This is a genomic window from Bacillus sp. FSL W8-1141, from assembly GCF_038593205.1.
GTDB lineage: Bacteria > Bacillota > Bacilli > Bacillales > Bacillaceae > Bacillus > Bacillus altitudinis.
Genome location: NZ_CP151973.1, coordinates 3,329,449 through 3,346,677 on the forward strand (window position 1 = coordinate 3,329,449; position 17,229 = coordinate 3,346,677).

General features: G+C 43.3%; 18 protein-coding genes. 14 read left to right on the plus strand and 4 right to left on the minus strand.

Translation table 11 applies throughout. The annotated features are described in order from the left end of the window. The first annotated feature begins 111 nt into the window (after window positions 1-111). From NSQ52_RS17115 to rbsB, 9 genes are all read left to right on the plus strand, one after another. Entirely contained in the window at window positions 112-1,593 is a 1,482-nt protein-coding gene (locus tag NSQ52_RS17115; protein WP_058337015.1) for a spore germination protein, read from the plus strand. Then, window positions 1,583-2,680 carry an endospore germination permease gene (locus NSQ52_RS17120; protein WP_056408339.1) on the plus strand — a complete coding sequence of 366 codons (1,098 nt, stop codon included), beginning with the start codon at window positions 1,583-1,585 and terminating at the stop codon, window positions 2,678-2,680. Before NSQ52_RS17115 ends, NSQ52_RS17120 begins: the two co-directional genes overlap by 11 nt. After that, complete coding sequence (locus tag NSQ52_RS17125; protein WP_342473647.1) at window positions 2,670-3,812, plus strand: Ger(x)C family spore germination protein; 1,143 nt, start codon at window positions 2,670-2,672, stop codon at window positions 3,810-3,812. Before NSQ52_RS17120 ends, NSQ52_RS17125 begins: the two co-directional genes overlap by 11 nt. A 117-nt stretch (window positions 3,813-3,929) precedes the next feature. Next, a complete protein-coding gene (locus tag NSQ52_RS17130) occupies window positions 3,930-4,916 on the plus strand; it encodes a LacI family DNA-binding transcriptional regulator (protein WP_008343265.1) in 987 nt (328 codons plus the stop codon). Continuing rightward, window positions 4,913-5,791, plus strand: coding sequence for a ribokinase (gene rbsK, locus NSQ52_RS17135; protein WP_110487155.1), 879 nt, complete (start codon window positions 4,913-4,915; stop codon window positions 5,789-5,791). Before NSQ52_RS17130 ends, rbsK begins: the two co-directional genes overlap by 4 nt. Continuing rightward, window positions 5,788-6,180 carry a D-ribose pyranase gene (gene rbsD, locus NSQ52_RS17140; protein ID WP_342473649.1) on the plus strand — a complete coding sequence of 131 codons (393 nt, stop codon included), beginning with the start codon at window positions 5,788-5,790 and terminating at the stop codon, window positions 6,178-6,180. The genes rbsK and rbsD overlap by 4 nt, the downstream gene beginning before the upstream one ends. 15 nt (window positions 6,181-6,195) lie before the next feature. Next, window positions 6,196-7,677, plus strand: coding sequence for a sugar ABC transporter ATP-binding protein (locus NSQ52_RS17145; protein WP_342473650.1), 1,482 nt, complete (start codon window positions 6,196-6,198; stop codon window positions 7,675-7,677). Window position 7,678: 1 nt separating this feature from the next. Further along, a complete protein-coding gene (rbsC, locus tag NSQ52_RS17150) occupies window positions 7,679-8,632 on the plus strand; it encodes a ribose ABC transporter permease RbsC (RefSeq protein ID WP_007497532.1) in 954 nt (317 codons plus the stop codon). 13 nt (window positions 8,633-8,645) lie between these two features. Continuing rightward, window positions 8,646-9,563 carry a ribose ABC transporter substrate-binding protein RbsB gene (gene rbsB, locus NSQ52_RS17155; RefSeq protein WP_017368181.1) on the plus strand — a complete coding sequence of 306 codons (918 nt, stop codon included), beginning with the start codon at window positions 8,646-8,648 and terminating at the stop codon, window positions 9,561-9,563. A gap of 36 nt (window positions 9,564-9,599) precedes the next feature. Here the strand turns inward: rbsB and NSQ52_RS17160 are convergent, their stop codons facing one another. Continuing rightward, a complete protein-coding gene (locus tag NSQ52_RS17160) occupies window positions 9,600-10,217 on the minus strand; it encodes a flavin reductase family protein (RefSeq protein WP_024718717.1) in 618 nt (205 codons plus the stop codon). 59 nt (window positions 10,218-10,276) lie between these two features. Then, a complete protein-coding gene (gene alsR, locus NSQ52_RS17165) occupies window positions 10,277-11,164 on the minus strand; it encodes an acetoin biosynthesis transcriptional regulator AlsR (protein WP_045033949.1) in 888 nt (295 codons plus the stop codon). Window positions 11,165-11,314: 150 nt separating this feature from the next. On the opposite strand from alsR, the gene alsS reads away from it, so the two are divergent. The 5 genes from alsS to NSQ52_RS17190 all read left to right on the plus strand — a co-directional run bounded on the left by alsS (window position 11,315) and on the right by NSQ52_RS17190 (window position 15,582). Further along, the gene (alsS, locus tag NSQ52_RS17170; protein ID WP_342473651.1) at window positions 11,315-13,015 is read left to right on the plus strand and encodes an acetolactate synthase AlsS; all 1,701 of its coding nucleotides are present in this window, start codon (window positions 11,315-11,317) and stop codon (window positions 13,013-13,015) included. A gap of 53 nt (window positions 13,016-13,068) precedes the next feature. Further along, window positions 13,069-13,821, plus strand: a complete 753-nt coding sequence (gene budA, locus NSQ52_RS17175) for an acetolactate decarboxylase (RefSeq protein ID WP_024718720.1) — start codon at window positions 13,069-13,071, stop codon at window positions 13,819-13,821. A gap of 153 nt (window positions 13,822-13,974) precedes the next feature. Then, window positions 13,975-14,451 (plus strand): Lrp/AsnC family transcriptional regulator, encoded by a 477-nt coding sequence (locus NSQ52_RS17180; RefSeq protein ID WP_017360010.1) that lies wholly within the window; start codon window positions 13,975-13,977, stop codon window positions 14,449-14,451. 37 nt (window positions 14,452-14,488) lie between these two features. Further along, window positions 14,489-15,049 (plus strand): chromate transporter, encoded by a 561-nt coding sequence (locus NSQ52_RS17185; protein ID WP_342474119.1) that lies wholly within the window; start codon window positions 14,489-14,491, stop codon window positions 15,047-15,049. Further along, a complete protein-coding gene (locus NSQ52_RS17190) occupies window positions 15,049-15,582 on the plus strand; it encodes a chromate transporter (protein WP_007497548.1) in 534 nt (177 codons plus the stop codon). The genes NSQ52_RS17185 and NSQ52_RS17190 overlap by 1 nt, the downstream gene beginning before the upstream one ends. A 40-nt stretch (window positions 15,583-15,622) precedes the next feature. Here the strand turns inward: NSQ52_RS17190 and NSQ52_RS17195 are convergent, their stop codons facing one another. Together NSQ52_RS17195 and NSQ52_RS17200 are read right to left on the minus strand one after the other, a co-directional pair. After that, on the minus strand, window positions 15,623-16,942 hold the full coding sequence (locus NSQ52_RS17195) for a UDP-glucose/GDP-mannose dehydrogenase family protein (protein ID WP_342473652.1): 1,320 nt from the start codon (window positions 16,940-16,942) through the stop codon (window positions 15,623-15,625). Window positions 16,943-17,056: 114 nt separating this feature from the next. After that, window positions 17,057-17,200 carry a hypothetical protein gene (locus NSQ52_RS17200; protein WP_003214884.1) on the minus strand — a complete coding sequence of 48 codons (144 nt, stop codon included), beginning with the start codon at window positions 17,198-17,200 and terminating at the stop codon, window positions 17,057-17,059. Window positions 17,201-17,229 lie beyond the last annotated feature (29 nt).

Consider the following 17,229-nt stretch of genomic DNA (forward strand, 5'->3'; position numbering starts at 1 on the left):
TGATTTTAGTTGAAAGTTGTCGGTGCGTGTCATGCTTTCCCCAAAGATGACGCATAAAATCATCTTCTCGGCTTACACTATGGTTAAAAAATCTGTGAGAGGAGGCTAAAGATGCCAAACACGAATGAGCAAACACGCTTACACTTTTTATCAGGCGGTTTTGAGGAAAAGATTCGGATTCTGAAAAAAGCATTTCAGCAAAGCGCTGATTTTGAATACCGGGAATTAATGGTGAATGAAACGAAATCAGTGCTGTTTTATATTAAAACAAGAGTTGAAGAAAGCAAATTAAACGACTTCATTATCGGCAACTTGCTCGGTCCTCCTGGAGAGCAGAATTATACAAAATCACTTAGTACACTCGAAACAGGAGACTTGACGCTGATTGTCGACAGCATTATTGCAGGAAGCATTGCTTTCCTTGATGAAAAATCCTCACAGATCAAAATATTTGCCGTTGGACAGCCGCCGCTGCGTTCCATTTCTGAACCTTCTTCTGAAAGTATTATTGCAGGCGCACATGATGGGTTTGTTGAGAGTTTAGATACCAATTTATACTTGCTGCGTTCACACTTAAATGATCGAAAACTTGCAATCCAGTATCATAAGGTCGGTACAAAATCTGAAACAAAGGTTGCGACGGTTTATATTTCTGATATTGCCAATCAAGAAAAGATAGATGAGGTTAACAAACGAATTTCTTCTATTAAAGTAGACACGCTGCTTAGCCCCGGTTCTATTGTAGAAGCGATTGAGGATGATTCATATTCCATCTTCCCGCAGCTCATTGATACAGAACGACCTGACAAAGTGAGATCCGCCATTCTTGAGGGGAGAATTGTTGTGCTGATGGATGGTAGTCCAATGGCTATCATTCTGCCTATTACATTCTTTAGCTTCTTTCAATCACCAGATGACTACAATAGTCGCTGGATTCCAGCTACGTTTATTCGTATTCTTCGTTATATTGCCTGTATCATCGCTGTGATTTTGCCTTCTTTTTATATTGCAGTCATCGGCTTTCATTATGAGGTAGTCCCGGATGAATTAGCGATTACGATGAAAAATTCCATTATCGGCATTCCTTTTCCGCCTTTAATAGAAGCTATGCTGATGGAGATTACGATTGAGCTCATACGCGAGGCAGGTGTGCGTCTGCCAAAACCAATTGGACAGACCATTGGGATCGTAGGCGGTTTGGTCATTGGAGATGCGGTAGTAAAAGCTGGGCTCATTTCCAATGTTCTTATCGTTGTGGTCGCCGTGACCGCTGTTGCTTCCTTTGTTCTTCCTTCGTTTGAAATGACGTCTACCATCAGGATGCTGCGTTTTCCGCTCATGTTCATGGCATCGATGTTTGGGTTTATTGGCATTTCATTCGGTCTGTCGATCGTCCTGATGAATTTATGCCGCCTTGAATCACTAGGTGTCCCGTATTTATCTCCAGTAACTCCATTTAACTGGCAGGATTTAAAAGACACTGTGATTCGATTACCAATGTGGATGTATAAAAATCGCCCTGTTTACTTAAACCCAAAAAAGAAAGAGCAAATTGAAAATTTGAGAGGATGGAAAAATCAAGATGAAAAATAAAATATCTCCATCTCAAGCTGTCTTTTTTATCATTCAATCTCAAATTGGTGTCGGTATTTTAGCCCTGCCTCATTTGCTCATGAAAGATATGGGGCATGATGGCTGGATGGCTATCATTTTGGCCTGTTTTTTTATCCAAATCATCAATACCATTTTTATATATATCATTCACAAATATCCTGAGACATCATTTTTCGAGGCGTTAATTGAGGTTTTTGGAAAATGGATTGGGCGAATCTTAGTGGCTCTTTATACAATTTATTTCGCCTCAGTCTGTATTGTCGTTCTATCTATTTTCACGAGAATTCTTGGCATTTGGGTGCTCCCACTCACACCAAATTGGGTCATAAATCTATTACTGATGATCTCCATCATTTACATTGCAAAGGAGCAGATTACAGCCATCGTCAGGTTTAACTTCATTCTAACGCCCTTTTTGCTTATGCTGTCTCTCTTAATGCTCTATTCATTAAAAGGAACCAATATCGACTATCTCATGCCTTTTTTTCAAGTGGACATTTCTCAAGTTTCACTCGGATTGAAGGATGTTGTACTATCTATGAATGGATTTGAGATGATTCTGATCATCTCTCCACTGATGAAAGGCACCATTAAAGCGCGATACAAGGTCATGACCATTGCCAATATATGCACGACACTTTACTACCTATTTATCACAGTGATTTGTTTTATGTTCTTCAGCCCGATTGAGCTCAATATCATTCCAAATCCTGTTCTTTATCTGTTAAAAACCATTTCGTTCGGTGTGATTGAACGGACAGATTTAATTTTTCTTAGTTTCTGGGTATTTGTCATTTTAGCCACACTCAGTAACTATCTCTACTTCTGTGCAAATGGCGTAGCAAGTATTCTCAAGAAAAAAGACCACAAAAAATACGTCTTTTATTTTGCCATTTTGATTTATGCGGCTAGCTGTTACCTTGCAACCGATAATTTTAGAATTCAGCGTTTTAATGACTTTACCACCATTGCGCAATATTCATTTATTTACACACTCCCAATCTTTATGGCCATTATCATCTTTATCAAACATCGCAAAGGGAAGGTGAAATCACATGCGTCATAAGTACATACTGACGTTGCTCATGTGTGTGTCTCTCATATTCATGCCTGGCTGCTGGGATCAAAATTTATTAAAGAACATCTCTCTTGTGTTAACCTCCGCTGTTGATCAAGGAGAGGATGACAATGCGAAATACTCAATCACTTATCGAAAAGTGCAGCAATCTCAAAGTATGGAGCAAGGAAATACAGGCAGCTTTTTAACCACTCTTCTCACAACGGAAGCACCTACTTTAAGAAAAGCAAGAACCAACTTCAGCCGGATAGTGGATCAAAAAATAGACATGTCGAAAATGCGGGTGATGCTGATCGGTGATGAATTTGCCCAAAATCGTCTTCTGCCCTACTTAGATATGTTTTATCGTGATCCAAAAAGCCCCCTCCTCGCAAATCTCGCCGTTGTTCAAGGAGGGACCTGTGAAGAAGTGATTAACTCGCTGCTGAAGGAAAAGCTCATTGTGAGTGACTATTTAAATAACTTGATCACAACCGCATCACGCTCATCCCAAGTAGCACCTAAAAACATTCAAAGTATTCGATCTAAAATGCTCCAAACTGGAGAGGACTTCACATTGCCCTTAATCCATTTTGATCAATCGAAGAAATTAATCAGTATAAAAGGTGTTGCCCTATTTGATAATGAGAAGAAGAAAGGCGAGTTGTACGGTCAAGATGCGATCTTACTCACCGTCATGGACGGAAAAATGGGCAAGTATGCCAACTTCACAAAAAAAGTGAGAAGCGACATGAAGTCAAAAGAAAACAATTACATTACGATTCAAGTCACTGATGTAAAGAGAGACATTGAGATTCTAAATCCTGATCATCGAAACTTAACATACTCACTCAAATTTGAATTTAATACTTCTGTCATTGAGTACCCAAAAGATAACCTTGATACTGACAAAAAAATTGAAATGCTCAACAAAAAGCTATCAGTCATTTTGACAAAAGAAGCAGAAAAAATTATCGCTGCCCTGCAAGATGCGAATTCCGATGTGCTAAGCCTCGGCAGAAAATACAGAGTCAGACATTATGATGAGTATATGAAAATGAATTGGGTCACCGATTATCCAAAAGTGAAAATCATTCCAAAAATCAAAGTGAACATTACTCAAACAGGCATTATTAGTTAAGAAAAGGAAGACGTCCTCTTTCTTTTCTTTTTTTATTTTTTTAAGATTGTTTTTTCAATGCTTTCGTGATAATCTATCTGTGTAAACGGTTACACATCAAAGAAGGGAGGCACTCCATTGGCTACAATTAAAGATGTTGCAAAAGCTGCTCAAGTGTCTGTTGCAACTGTTTCACGCGTGCTCAATGATACTGGATACGTCCATATTGATACGAAAACCCGTGTGACACAAGCGATGCAGGAGCTAAACTACTTCCCCAATGAAGTGGCACGATCCCTTTTTAAAAGAGAATCAAGATTAGTTGGTCTCATCTTACCTGATATCACAAACCCCTTCTTCCCTCAGCTGGCTAGAGGCGTTGAGGATGAGATTCATGCAAACGGTTTTCGCTTATTATTCGGAAACAGTGATGAAGATCGGGAGAAGGAAATGGCCTATTTACAAACCTTTAAGCAAAACCAGGTGGTCGGTGTCATCGCTGTCACAAACGAACCTGAATCGGATTTGTACAATGATGATGAACTGCCTGTTGTCTTCTTAGATCGTACCGTTCCAAATGCGCCTTCTGTGTTTGCAGATGCTACGGCAGGCGGGAAAATGGCTGCAATGGAATTAATCAAACGCGGCAGTCAGCAAATCACATTGCTAAAAGGGCCCGCTCATCTTCAAACGGCGCGGCAAAGATTCAAAGGCGCACTTGATGTTCTGACTGAAGAAGGTGCTAACTTTCATGTGATGTCTAACGCTTCTTTTTCTTTTCAGGAAGCCCGAAAAAGCGCCAAGGCTCTTTTCAAGCTGTACCCTGAAACAGATGGCATCATTGCCAGCAATGACATCGTCGCAGCAGCCGTCGTACACGAAGCGCTTCGTATTGGAAAAGCCATTCCAGAAGACGTCCAAATCATTGGATTTGATGATATTCCGCAAAGTGAACTGCTCTTCCCTTCTTTATCAACGATCCGGCAGCCTGCCTATGATATGGGGAAAGAAGCCGCAAAGCTGATCATTAAAGCCATTCAAAAACAGCCAATAGATCAAGCAGTTATTCAAATGCCCGTCTCTTTTATTGAACGAGAGACCACGAGAAAGGTGGATTCACAATGAGTCAAATAGTTGTCGTAGGAAGTTGTTCCATGGATCTAGTTGTCACATCGAATAAGCGTCCCAATGCAGGAGAAACCGTCCTAGGCGAATCATTTAAAACGGTTCCTGGGGGAAAAGGAGCCAATCAAGCAGTGGCAAGCGCAAGGCTTGGTGCAGATGTATATATGATAGGCCGAATTGGTGATGACGCGTATGGTCAGGACATTATGAGCAATTTGCAAGCACAAGGTGTTCGCACCACCTATATGAAACCGGTTACCGAAATGGAAAGCGGAACAGCTCATATCATTTTAGCTGAAGGGGATAACAGCATTGTTGTCGTCAAAGGAGCAAACAATGAGGTAACACCTCATTATGTAAAAGATGCGCTTTCTTCTATTGAAAATATCGGAATCGTCCTCATCCAGCAGGAAATTCCTGAAGAAACAGTCGAAGCCGTCTGCGCCATTTGCAGCGAAAAAGGGATTCCAGTCATCTTAAATCCCGCACCAGCTCGCAAAGTCTCTCAGCAAATATTAGATCAAGCTGCCTACATCACGCCAAACGAACACGAAGCAGCTCTTATGTTTGATGGACTCACCATAGCAGAGGCTTTGCGCCAATATCCAAACAAATTACTCATTACAGAAGGAAAAAGTGGTGTTCGATACTTTGATGGATCAAAAGAAGTGTTGGTACCGGGCTATCCTGTGAAAGCCGTCGACACTACAGGCGCTGGCGATACTTTTAACGGCGCTTTAGCTGTAGCACTAACAGAAGGAAAATCCCTATACGACGCACTTGCCTTTGCTAACTTAGCCGCATCTATCTCAGTCACAAAATTTGGTGCCCAAGGCGGCATGCCAGCAAGAGAAGAATTGGAGAATAAGAAATGAAGAAAAATGGTATTTTAAATAGTCATATCGCCAAGGTGCTTGCTGACCTTGGTCATACAGATACGATTGTCATCGCAGACTGCGGCCTGCCCATTCCAGAAGGCCCGGTCAAGATCGACCTTGCATTATCCATCGGCACACCATCCTTTCAGGAGGTTACTTCCCTTCTTCTTGAGGAAATGGCCGTTGAACACATCACGATCGCCAGTGAAATCAAAGAAGCCAATAAGAGAGATCATTTATTTCTAAAGAAAGCGTTCTCACATCTGTTAGATGAAGTCGATCACGAGACATTTAAAGACATGACCAAACAGGCAAAAGCAGTGATTCGAACGGGTGAAGCCACCCCATACGCAAACTGCATTCTTCATGCCGGTGTCATCTTTTAAAAGGAGGAGCCACTTATGAACATTGAAATGCATAACATCCATAAGGCCTTTGGAAAAAACACCGTTCTCGCCGGGGTCTCCTTTGACCTCCTCACAGGTGAAGTCCATGCACTAATGGGTGAAAACGGGGCAGGAAAATCAACGTTAATGAATCTGCTGACAGGACTCTATTCCCTGGATCAAGGAACGATTCAAATCGACGGAAAAGAAACCGCTTTCAAGAATCCGAAAGAAGCCGAGCAGAACGGGATTGCCTTCATTCATCAGGAGCTGAATATATGGCCTGATATGACGGTACTCGAGAATTTATTTATCGGGAAAGAAATCTATACAAAACTTGGTCTCCTAGACACCAAGAAAATGAAAGCCCTCGCCCAAGCGCAGCTCGACCGATTATCTGTCAACCTCTCGCTCGATCAAGAGGCAGGAAGCTGTTCTGTCGGCCAAAAGCAGATGATTGAGATTGCGAAAGCGTTAATGACCGATGCAAAGGTCATTATTATGGATGAACCAACAGCTGCTCTCACAGACCGTGAGATTGAAAAGCTATTTCAGGTCATTGAATCTCTCAAAAAAGAAGGCGTTTCCATCGTCTACATTTCTCACCGGATGGAAGAAATCTTCGCGATCTGTGACCGGATTACGATCATGCGTGACGGAAAAACGGTCGATACGAAAGCGATACCGGACACGAATTTCCATGAAGTCGTCAAAAAAATGGTCGGCCGCGAATTAACCGATCGTTACCCTGAACGCACACCTTCTACTGGTGATACCGTCCTAGAAGTGAAGCAAGCAACGAGGAAAGGCCGCTTTCAAGATGTCAGTTTTTCCGTCAAAGCTGGAGAAATTGTCGGTGTTGCAGGCTTAATGGGTGCTGGCCGGACGGAAATGATGCGATCGCTCTTTGGACTCGATCCCCTGGATCAAGGAGAAATTTGGGTTCATGGGAAAAAGGCTGTCATTAAAAAACCAAGTGATGCAGTTAAACTTGGCATCGGTTTTATCACGGAGGATCGTAAAGATGAAGGACTGATGCTGGATGCATCCATCCGGGAAAACATCGGCTTGCCTAACTTAGACAGCTTCTCTCCAAAGGGGCTGATCGATAAGAAAAACGAGCAGGACTTTGTTGACCTTCTCATCAAACGACTCACGATCAAAACCGCTTCATCTGAAATTTCTGCACGCAGCCTGTCCGGTGGAAATCAGCAAAAGGTCGTCATCGCCAAATGGATCGGCATTCAGCCGAAGGTGCTGATTTTAGATGAACCGACAAGAGGTGTCGACGTCGGGGCGAAACGAGAAATTTATCAGCTCATGAACGAGCTGACGGATCGAGGCGTTGCGATTTTGATGGTCTCCTCTGAGCTCCCAGAAGTCCTTGGGATGAGCGATCGAGTGCTTGTCATTCATGAAGGAACCATCAGCGGCGAATTAAGTAAAACAGAAGCTACACAAGAACGAATTATGACACTAGCTACAGGAGGGAAGTAACATGAAACCACTTACTTCAAATGGACGATTTGACAACATCATGCAAAAGCTTGGGCCATTCTTAGGACTCATCATCCTTGTTGCCATTGTTTCTATTTTAAATCCGGCCTTTTTAGAACCATTAAACATTTTAAACTTACTCAGACAAATCTCCATTAACGCCCTCATTGCCTTTGGCATGACGTTTGTTATTTTAACCGGAGGAATTGATTTGTCTGTCGGTGCCATTCTAGCGCTGTCTAGTGCTCTGACTGCCGGCTTTATAGTATCTGGTTTGGACCCGATTCTTGCCATCATCGTTGGATGTATCATCGGTGCCATCCTTGGAATGATCAACGGTCTTTTAATCACAAAAGGAAAAATGGCTCCTTTTATCGCAACACTTGCGACGATGACGATTTTCAGAGGATTGACGCTTGTTTATACAGACGGAAACCCAATTACAGGGCTTGGCTCTAACTATGCATTTCAGCTATTTGGCCGTGGATATTTCTTAGGCATTCCTGTTCCAGCGATCACCATGCTTCTCACCTTTATCGTTCTTTGGGTCTTGCTTCATAAAACACCTTTTGGCAGAAGAACGTATGCCATTGGCGGAAATGAAAAAGCAGCCCTCATCTCAGGTATTAAAGTACCACGCGTCAAAATCATGATTTACTCATTAGCCGGCTTTATGTCTGCTTTAGCAGGAGCGATCTTAACATCTCGTCTCAACTCAGCCCAGCCAACAGCTGGTACGTCGTATGAACTTGATGCAATTGCTGCCGTTGTACTTGGCGGGACAAGCCTATCCGGCGGAAGAGGGCGAATTGTCGGCACACTCATTGGGGTACTCATTATCGGGGTCTTGAACAATGGTATGAACTTACTTGGTGTTTCATCATTCTATCAGTCTGTTGTGAAAGGGATTGTCATCTTAATTGCAGTCCTACTCGACAGAAAGAAATCTGCTTAAGGAGGCAGCTGCTATGAAAAAATATGTAATCCTGATCGTGACTCTCTCATTATTCATGCTTTCTGCCTGCTCGCTTGAACCGCCAGAGTGGGCCAAATCAACAAAGGATGGCAAGAAAAAAGACATAAAAATCGGACTATCGATCTCGACTTTAAATAACCCATTCTTCGTTTCTCTTAAAAACGGTGTGACAAAAGAAGCGAAAAAGCTTGGCATTGAAGTTGTCATTGCCGATGCACAAAATGATTCAGCCAAACAAACAAGTGATGTAGAAGATTTAATTCAACAAGGGGTTGATGCATTACTCATTAACCCAGCCGATTCCTCTGCCATATCAACGGCTGTCGAATCTGCGAATGCTTCAGACATACCGGTCATCACATTAGACCGCTCGGCAGAAAGCGGAAAGGTTGAAGCGCTTGTTGCTTCTGATAACATCAAAGGCGGTGAAATGGCAGCTAACTTTATTATCGACAAAGTCGGTAAAGGAGCAAAAGTGGCTGAACTAGAAGGTGTACCAGGTGCTTCTGCGACACGTGAACGAGGAAAAGGTTTCCATCAAATTGCAGACAAAAAGTTAGATGTCACAGCAAAACAAGCCGCTGACTTCGACCGAACAAAAGGGCTCAACGTGATGGAAAACCTTCTTCAAGGAAACCCTGACATCAAAGCCGTTTTTGCCCACAATGATGAAATGGCACTTGGCGCACTAGAGGCCATCCAAAGCTCTGGAAAAGACATTCTTGTCGTCGGTTTCGACGGTAATGAAGATGCACTCAACTCGATCAAAGCAGGAAAACTATCTGCAACAGTCGCGCAGCAGCCAGAGCTGATCGGTCAACTGGCAGTCGGCGCTGCTGACGATGTATTAAAAGGAAAAAAGGTAGAAAAAAATATCGCTGCGCCATTGAAACTAGAACAAAAGAAATAAACACTAAACCCCCGATAGCCTCGGGGGTTTTAGATGTTATTCCGGCCTCTTCAGTACAAATGGCGTGCCTAAATGGGCATAATCATTACCTGCTAGGCGCGCGACTGGCTTTAATTCATTCGTAAAAATATATCCTTTTTCCGCATCATAGACGGATTCATCTAAATGCGCACACACCACCCGGCCAATGATATGATCGACTGTGATCTCCCCTTCATCATTTTGAAAGGTCAGATGTTTTTCCAGCTGACATTCAAAGCGAATGCGTGCTTCCTTGATTCCTGGCACTGACACCACGCTGCTCTTCACTTGATGAAGACCGGTACGAGTCAGCTCACTCTCTTCCTCTGGCAAAGTAGCAGCTGTTTCATTAATATCCTCAATCATCGCTTCATCACTCACATGGACAACAAATTCTTCCCTGTCGATGATATGTTTTGCTGTATCTTTCATCTCTCCTTGACGACGTCCAATAGAAACAGCGATCAGCGGAGGATGGCCGCTGATGACATTAAAGAAACTAAATGGTGCAGCATTGACGACTTCTTCTTTAGAAAGGCTTGTAATAAATGCAATGGGTCTTGGAACGACGGAACCAGATAATACTTTATATGCTTCTTTTCGTGACAACTGATCCATTTGTAATGTAATCACTTCAGACATGCCTCCTCTTGTATGTAACGACATCATACCATACCCAGTTCTCTCTTCCCTTACTCCGGCTCACCGCGATGGAGAATATGATGGACAAGATGAAACAATGCCGGATTATGATTTTCTCGTCTATAAGAAATGGTCCATTCCGCTAATAGCTCCTCACCTTCAATTGACCGATACACCACATCTAAATTAAATAAACGCCGGGCCGATGTTGGAATGATAGCAATTCCGATTCCCGCTGTGACAAGCCCAATGACCATTTGATATTCTGCTGCTTCCTGCACGATATTGGGTGAAAATCCGTACTTTTCACAAAGTAGGACAAAATGCTGATAAAGGGACGGCCATGATTCCTTTGATAAAGAAATAATCGGCTCATCACGAATATCTTCAATCGTGACCGCTTCTTTTTCCGCCAGCGGATGGTTTTTCGGAATCGCAAAAATACATTCACTTTGCTTCATTAAACGACTGACCAATTCTTCTTGTGGTGATGTAGGATGCAAAAAACCAATATCAATCTCACCATTCAAAAGCGCCTCAAGCTGCTGCGGGACAGAGAGCTGTTGCAGCTCAATACTGACAGAAGGGTACCGCTCTCTGAATTCACGGACAACTGGCGGCAGAATATCATATGTCGCTGTACCAACGAAACCGATGATAATCTTCCCAAGCTCCCCTCTTGCCGTATGCCGGGCATGATCAACGGCTTTATCAAGCTGATGCAGCACCCCCCGGACCTCATGTAAAAAAACCTTTCCAGCAGCTGTTAACTCCACCACCCTTTTAGACCGGTGAAACAAAGGAAATCCCAATTCTTCCTCAAACTGCTTAATTTGCTGACTAAGTGGAGGCTGTGTCATGTTCAATCGTGCGGCCGCTCTGCCGAAATGCAGCTCCTCCGCGACTGTGACAAAATACTGCAAATGTCTCAGTTCCATCCTTTCACTCCTCAAACACTTATTCGTGAAACATATTAAAACTACGTTAAACATATATTGGAAAATTTATTTTGTGAAATGTATAGTAAATCATATCATGAAAATATATTTTCATAAAAAATTTTACTTGCCGAAAGGAGTGCGGGGTAAATGAATTCTCAAACACAACCCCTAACAAAACGAGGAGCAGAGTTGATTGTCGATACGCTCATTGCCCAAGGTGTGACCCATGTTTTTGCGATTCCAGGTGCAAAAATTGATGCAGTATTTGATGTATTAAAAGACAGAGGTCCAGAGCTTGTGCTATGCAGACACGAACAAAATGCGGCATTCATGGCAGCAGCAGTCGGTCGTTTAACTGGCAAACCAGGCGTTTGTCTCGTCACATCAGGTCCTGGCGCATCCAATTTAGCGACAGGTCTATTAACAGCCAATACAGAAGGTGACCCTGTTGTTGCAATCGCTGGAAACGTCATCCGTGCGGATCGGCTCAAACGAACACATCAATCACTCGACAATGCGGCATTATTCAAACCAGTGACAAAATATAGCGTTGAAGTACAAGACGTAAACAATATACCAGAAGCCTTAACAAATGCTTTTCGCGCGGCACAAAGAGGTCAAGCTGGGGCAGCATTTATCAGCTTTCCACAAGATGTTGTGACCGAACACACCACACAAACACCAGTGTCTGCTCACCCTTCTCCAGAACTAGGTCCTGCACCGGATGCTCTCATCAGTTCGGCCATCGCAAAAATTCAAAATGCGCACTTACCTGTTGCAATTGTGGGAATGAAAGCTAGCCGTCCAGCTGCGGCAAATGCGACAAGAACATTATTAAAAACACTTGGTATCCCATTTGTCGAAACGTACCAAGGAGCCGGTGTTCTCTCAAGAGAGCTTGAGGCTCAATATGTGGGCAGAATCGGTTTATTCTGTAATCAGCCAGGCGACCTTCTCATTGAGAAAGCAGATGTGATTTTAACTATTGGCTTTGATCCAATCGAATACGATCCGAAGCATTGGAATTTGAAACCGCAGCAGCGTCAAATCATCCATGTGGATGACATGCAGGCAGATATTGACCATTTCTATGAACCGATGCTTGAGCTTGTGGGCAATATATCTGAAACAGTGCAACATCTAGCCCATGACAGCGTTCCACTTTCATTATGCAAAAAGAACGTAGATCTCGTCACAGAATTACAAGAGCTGTTAAGTGATATCGAAAAAACACCAGAAAGAGAAAGTCATTTATCACACCCGCTGGATGTCATTCATGCGTTGAGACGTATCATCCCAGATGACACGAAAGTGACATGTGATATCGGATCGCACGCCATTTGGATGTCTCGCCACTTCCGTGTTTATGAACCGAACACGTTCCTAGTAAGTAACGGAATGCAAACACTTGGCGTGGCATTACCATGGGCGATTGCAGCCTCCATATTGAATCCAGATGAAAAGATCATTTCAGTCTCAGGTGATGGCGGTTTTCTCTTCTCCGCCATGGAATTAGAAACAGCAGTGCGCATGAAAACAAATCTCGTTCATCTCGTTTGGAACGACAGCACATACGATATGGTGGCATTCCAGCAGGAAATGAAGTATGACCGTACGTCTTGTGTTGAGTTCGGTCAGATCGACTTAGTGAAATATGCAGAAAGCTTTGGAGCAACTGGATTACGTGTCAACTCACCTGAAGAGCTTTCAACTGTCCTTCAAAAGGGTATAAACATAGAAGGACCCGTTATTATTGATATTCCGATAGACTATCAAGACAACCCAGACCTCGCCAGTCAAAAATGGCCAGAAGTCTTTCGTGAAAAACACACAACGAACGTCAGATAAGACTTCGATACATTACGTTAAAGGAGTGAGCGGATATGGGTATGATGCACCCAATGAATCAACAAAATAACACAATACCGCAGGACAAAAAGCAAGAGGTCTATCAAGTATCAACCATGACCTCCTTGCTGGAAGCCGTATACGATGGAGATTTCTCCCTATCACATATTCCCGAGCATGGTGATTTTGGCATTGGCACATTCAATCAATTAGATGGGGAACTAATCGGCTTTGATGGCGCTTTTTATCGACTGCGCTCTGATGGAACAGCCACACCAGTAACCGATCAAGATTATTCACCATTCTGCTCTCTAGCATTCTTTGAAACGGACATCGTTCATCGAATTGATGCACCGATGACGTCCAAAGAGCTAGAGGAAGAAATCGACCGAATCTTACCGAGCAAGAATGTCTTTTATGCGATCCGCATCGATGGGTCATTCAAAAAGGTTCAAACCCGTACGGTTGAAAAACAGGAAAAACCTTACGTTCCGATGGTAGAAGCAGTCAAGTCACAGCCTATTTTCGATTTTGAAAATATTCGCGGGACGATCGCAGGCTTCCGTACACCACAGTACGCACATGGCATTGCGGTAAGTGGATATCATCTCCACTTTATTGATGATGATCGAAGCGTAGGCGGGCATGTATTTGATTACACTGTGGATCAAGTGACCATCCGAATTTCCCAAAAACGTCACATGAATTTACACCTGCCAAATACGCAGGAGTTCTTCCAAGCAGACATTGATCGTGCTGACCTTGCACAGCAAATTGCCAGTGCGGAAAGCAGCCCAGAAAAATAAAATGAACACACCCCGGTGATACTGGGGTGTTTTTTTATGCAAAAAGATATATTATCTTCTTTTATTATTTCATTTCGTTACTCAATTAAAAATCAAACATTCTATTCGTAATAAAATATGATAGAATATCAACAGAAGAAAGGTGGTTATACGGTGGCACATGAATATCGCATTCCAAACTTAACATTAGATGAAAGAGATAAACAAATTCTTTCCTTATTACACGAGGACGGGCGTATGTCCTACACGGATCTAGGGAAACAAGTCGGCCTTTCCCGTGTTGCTGTACAAGCCCGTATTCAACAGCTCATTGAAGCAGGTGTCATTGAACGATTCACCGCTGTCATTAATCCAGCAAAGATCGGCATTCATGTCTCTGTCTTTTTTAACGTAGAGGTTGAGCCGAAATGTTTAGAAACAGTCGCCCTTCAGCTTGAGCAGGAAACAGCCGTCACAAGCCTTTATCATATGACAGGACCAAGCAAGCTGCATATGCATGGCATTTTTCAAAATGAACAGGAAATGGAGACGTTCCTGACAAAGAAGCTGTACCCGCTTGAAGGCGTCGTCAGTGTTGACTGTCAAATGCTCATTAAACGATACAAAAGCCGAATGGGCATGAAATTGTAGATAGGAGTTGAACCACTTGCAATCATATCTTGAACTCATGATCGCCATGGTGCGAACCGGTATTCTGGGATTTGGCGGAGGACCTTCTGTGATCCCGCTCATTCGCCATGAAGCGGTCGTCAAATACAAATGGATCAATGATGACGAATTTGGAGAAACACTCGCCATCGCCAACGCATTACCCGGACCGATTGCTACGAAAATGTCGGCATACCTCGGCTATCGATTAAAAGGTGTATCTGGCGCCATTGTTGCAACAGCTGCACATATTTTACCGACATGTCTCGCTATGGTGGCACTTGTTACACTTGTCAGCGTCTTAAGCTCTTCAGTCATCATTCAAAATATGATCGGTGCTGTGACACCAGTGATTGCCGTTCTGTTAGGAATGATGGCATATGAATTTGGACAAAAAGCGTTGAAGGGCTTCGGCATGATCTTCGGAATCGCCCTATTCCTTTTGGCATTTATCGGTCTTCAAGTACTCTCGATTCATCCAGGAATCATTGTCATCATCTTTTTATGTTATGGTGCTTTTCATTTCAAACTGAAAGATCGCTGGACTCGAACAAATAAAGAGAAAGGAGTGTCTTCGTGATGCTGATTCTCTTTTTATTCTGGGCATTCTTCTTATCCAATCTGTTAGGGTATGGCGGAGGACCTGCCTCCATTCCGCTCAATTATGAAGAAATCGTCAATCATTTTCATTGGATGACGAACGAAGGGTTCTCCAATATGCTCGCATTAGCCAACGCACTTCCAGGTCCAATCGCTACGAAAATTGCGGCTTATGTAGGCTATGATGTCATGGGATGGCCAGGCTTTATCGTTGCACTGCTTGCCACGGTCCTGCCGTCTGCTATCGGATTGATCTTACTGCTAAAACTCATTGACCGTTTTCGCCAATCTTCTGTCGTCAAAGGCATGACTTTATCTGTGCAGCCTGTCATTGCGATGATGATGCTTTTATTAACATGGGAAATTGGCGGAGATGCCGTGAAAGCCATTGGCTGGACACAATCACTTGCCATTGCCGCCATTTCATTTTTCTTTATGACCAAATTCAAATTGCACCCTGCCTTTCTGATTGTGGCTGCATTTTTATATGGCGGATTCATTCTTCCGCATTAACGCAAAAACCGATAACACATGAAGTTATCGGTTTTTCTCATTACATATAAATAGGAGAGACAGACCTGCGTCCAATAGAATGATACTCGACACCAGCTACTTCTGCCGCTTCAAGCGTATGACAATTCCGGCCATCAAAAATGATCGGCTGCCTCATGAAATCTTTATAAGCTGAAAGTGGAAATGACTGAATATCCGCCCACTCAGTTAATATACAGACAGCATCAGCATCCTTGATCGCCTCTTCAATCGTTTGAGCAAAAAGGACTTGATCAGGCAGTTCTTGAGCTGCATTGCGAGCGGCAGCAGGATCATAGGCTACGATCTCCGCTCCTAATTGATGGAGCTGATGAGCGATCGGGATTGACGCCGCCTCTCTCATATCATCTGTATTCGGCTTAAAGGAAAGGCCAAGAAGAGCCATTCTCTTCCCTTCCAAGTTTTCTCCCATCCGCTCCTTCACACTTCGAATAAAACTTGCTCGCTGCTCATTGTTGACTTTGATGACAGCCTTCAATAGCTCAAAATCATGGGACACATGCCCTGCAATTTGGACAAGGGCATTAGTATCCTTCGGAAAACAGGAACCTCCGTAACCAATGCCTGCCCTAAGAAACGAAGCACCAATCCGCTGATCGAGTCCCATCCCCTCTGCAACTCTCTCAACATCAGCTCCCGTTTTTCCACAAATCGAAGCAATTTCATTCATGAAGCTGATTTTTGTGGCAAGAAATGCATTTGATGCGTATTTGATCATCTCTGCGCTTTTCCGATCTGTTCTCACGAATGGAATGTGGAAATCCGCATACATAGACTCTAGCTGATCTAATCCGTTCTTCGTTTCGGCTCCAATCACCAGCCGATCCGCTCGCAGCGTATCTGAGATGGCAGACCCTTCTCGTAAAAATTCTGGGTTCGATGCAATAAATAATGGCTCCTTACGACCTAACACGTGATGAATCAAATGATCAATTTGATCGCCCGTTCCGACAGGCACTGTACTTTTCACGACAAGCACTGCGCCTGGCTTTGCTTGTAAGCCCATCTCCTTTGCCGCTTGAAAGACATACTGCAAATCAGCTTGACCGTCTGCCTGCTGCGGGGTACCGACAGCAATCATTAACACGTCAGCCTGCGAATAGGCTGACGCTCCATTAATGTGAAAACGAATGCGTCCTTGCTCCATATTCCGTTTGAGCAGTTCTTTTAATCCCGGCTCGTACATCGGAGGATTCCCTTGCTTCAGCTGCATGACCTTCCGCCGATCAATATCCATACATGTCACATCATGTCCCGCTTCTGCTAAACACACCCCTGTGACAAGCCCTACATACCCACAGCCTGCAATCGCAATCTTCATGACACATCAGCTCCCCATACTCCTTATGCTTGTAATGTCATCGTATGCCGGGAATTTTCGTTCCATTCATAAAAGCATACAAAAACCCCCTGCTGAGAGAGCAGGGGGCTACTTTTATGAAACAAGGCCATTTCGAATATGAGCAATCAGATTTTCAAGCATTTCTTTTGTTGTGACATCATTGGAATTTTCACCAATATCATGAGCGTACATCAAAATCTTTAAAAACTCTTCTTGATTTAAACCCTTATTATCCATGTCTGTATCCTTTCGATTCCACTAATTTC

Excerpts from the sequence above, each read along its gene's own strand:
- NSQ52_RS17115 (WP_058337015.1), top strand. The coding sequence starts at position 112 with ATGCCAAACACGAATGAGCAAACACGCTTACACTTTTTATCAGGCGGT.
- NSQ52_RS17120 (WP_056408339.1), top strand. The coding sequence starts at position 1,583 with ATGAAAAATAAAATATCTCCATCTCAAGCTGTCTTTTTTATCATTCAA.
- NSQ52_RS17125 (WP_342473647.1), top strand. The coding sequence starts at position 2,670 with ATGCGTCATAAGTACATACTGACGTTGCTCATGTGTGTGTCTCTCATA.
- rbsK (WP_110487155.1), top strand. The coding sequence starts at position 4,913 with ATGAGTCAAATAGTTGTCGTAGGAAGTTGTTCCATGGATCTAGTTGTC.
- rbsD (WP_342473649.1), top strand. The coding sequence starts at position 5,788 with ATGAAGAAAAATGGTATTTTAAATAGTCATATCGCCAAGGTGCTTGCT.
- NSQ52_RS17145 (WP_342473650.1), top strand. The coding sequence starts at position 6,196 with ATGAACATTGAAATGCATAACATCCATAAGGCCTTTGGAAAAAACACC.
- rbsC (WP_007497532.1), top strand. The coding sequence starts at position 7,679 with ATGAAACCACTTACTTCAAATGGACGATTTGACAACATCATGCAAAAG.
- rbsB (WP_017368181.1), top strand. The coding sequence starts at position 8,646 with ATGAAAAAATATGTAATCCTGATCGTGACTCTCTCATTATTCATGCTT.
- alsR (WP_045033949.1), bottom strand. The coding sequence starts at position 11,164 with ATGGAACTGAGACATTTGCAGTATTTTGTCACAGTCGCGGAGGAGCTG.
- alsS (WP_342473651.1), top strand. The coding sequence starts at position 11,315 with ATGAATTCTCAAACACAACCCCTAACAAAACGAGGAGCAGAGTTGATT.
- budA (WP_024718720.1), top strand. The coding sequence starts at position 13,069 with ATGAATCAACAAAATAACACAATACCGCAGGACAAAAAGCAAGAGGTC.
- NSQ52_RS17185 (WP_342474119.1), top strand. The coding sequence starts at position 14,489 with ATGATCGCCATGGTGCGAACCGGTATTCTGGGATTTGGCGGAGGACCT.
- NSQ52_RS17190 (WP_007497548.1), top strand. The coding sequence starts at position 15,049 with ATGCTGATTCTCTTTTTATTCTGGGCATTCTTCTTATCCAATCTGTTA.
- NSQ52_RS17195 (WP_342473652.1), bottom strand. The coding sequence starts at position 16,942 with ATGAAGATTGCGATTGCAGGCTGTGGGTATGTAGGGCTTGTCACAGGG.
- NSQ52_RS17200 (WP_003214884.1), bottom strand. The coding sequence starts at position 17,200 with ATGGATAATAAGGGTTTAAATCAAGAAGAGTTTTTAAAGATTTTGATG.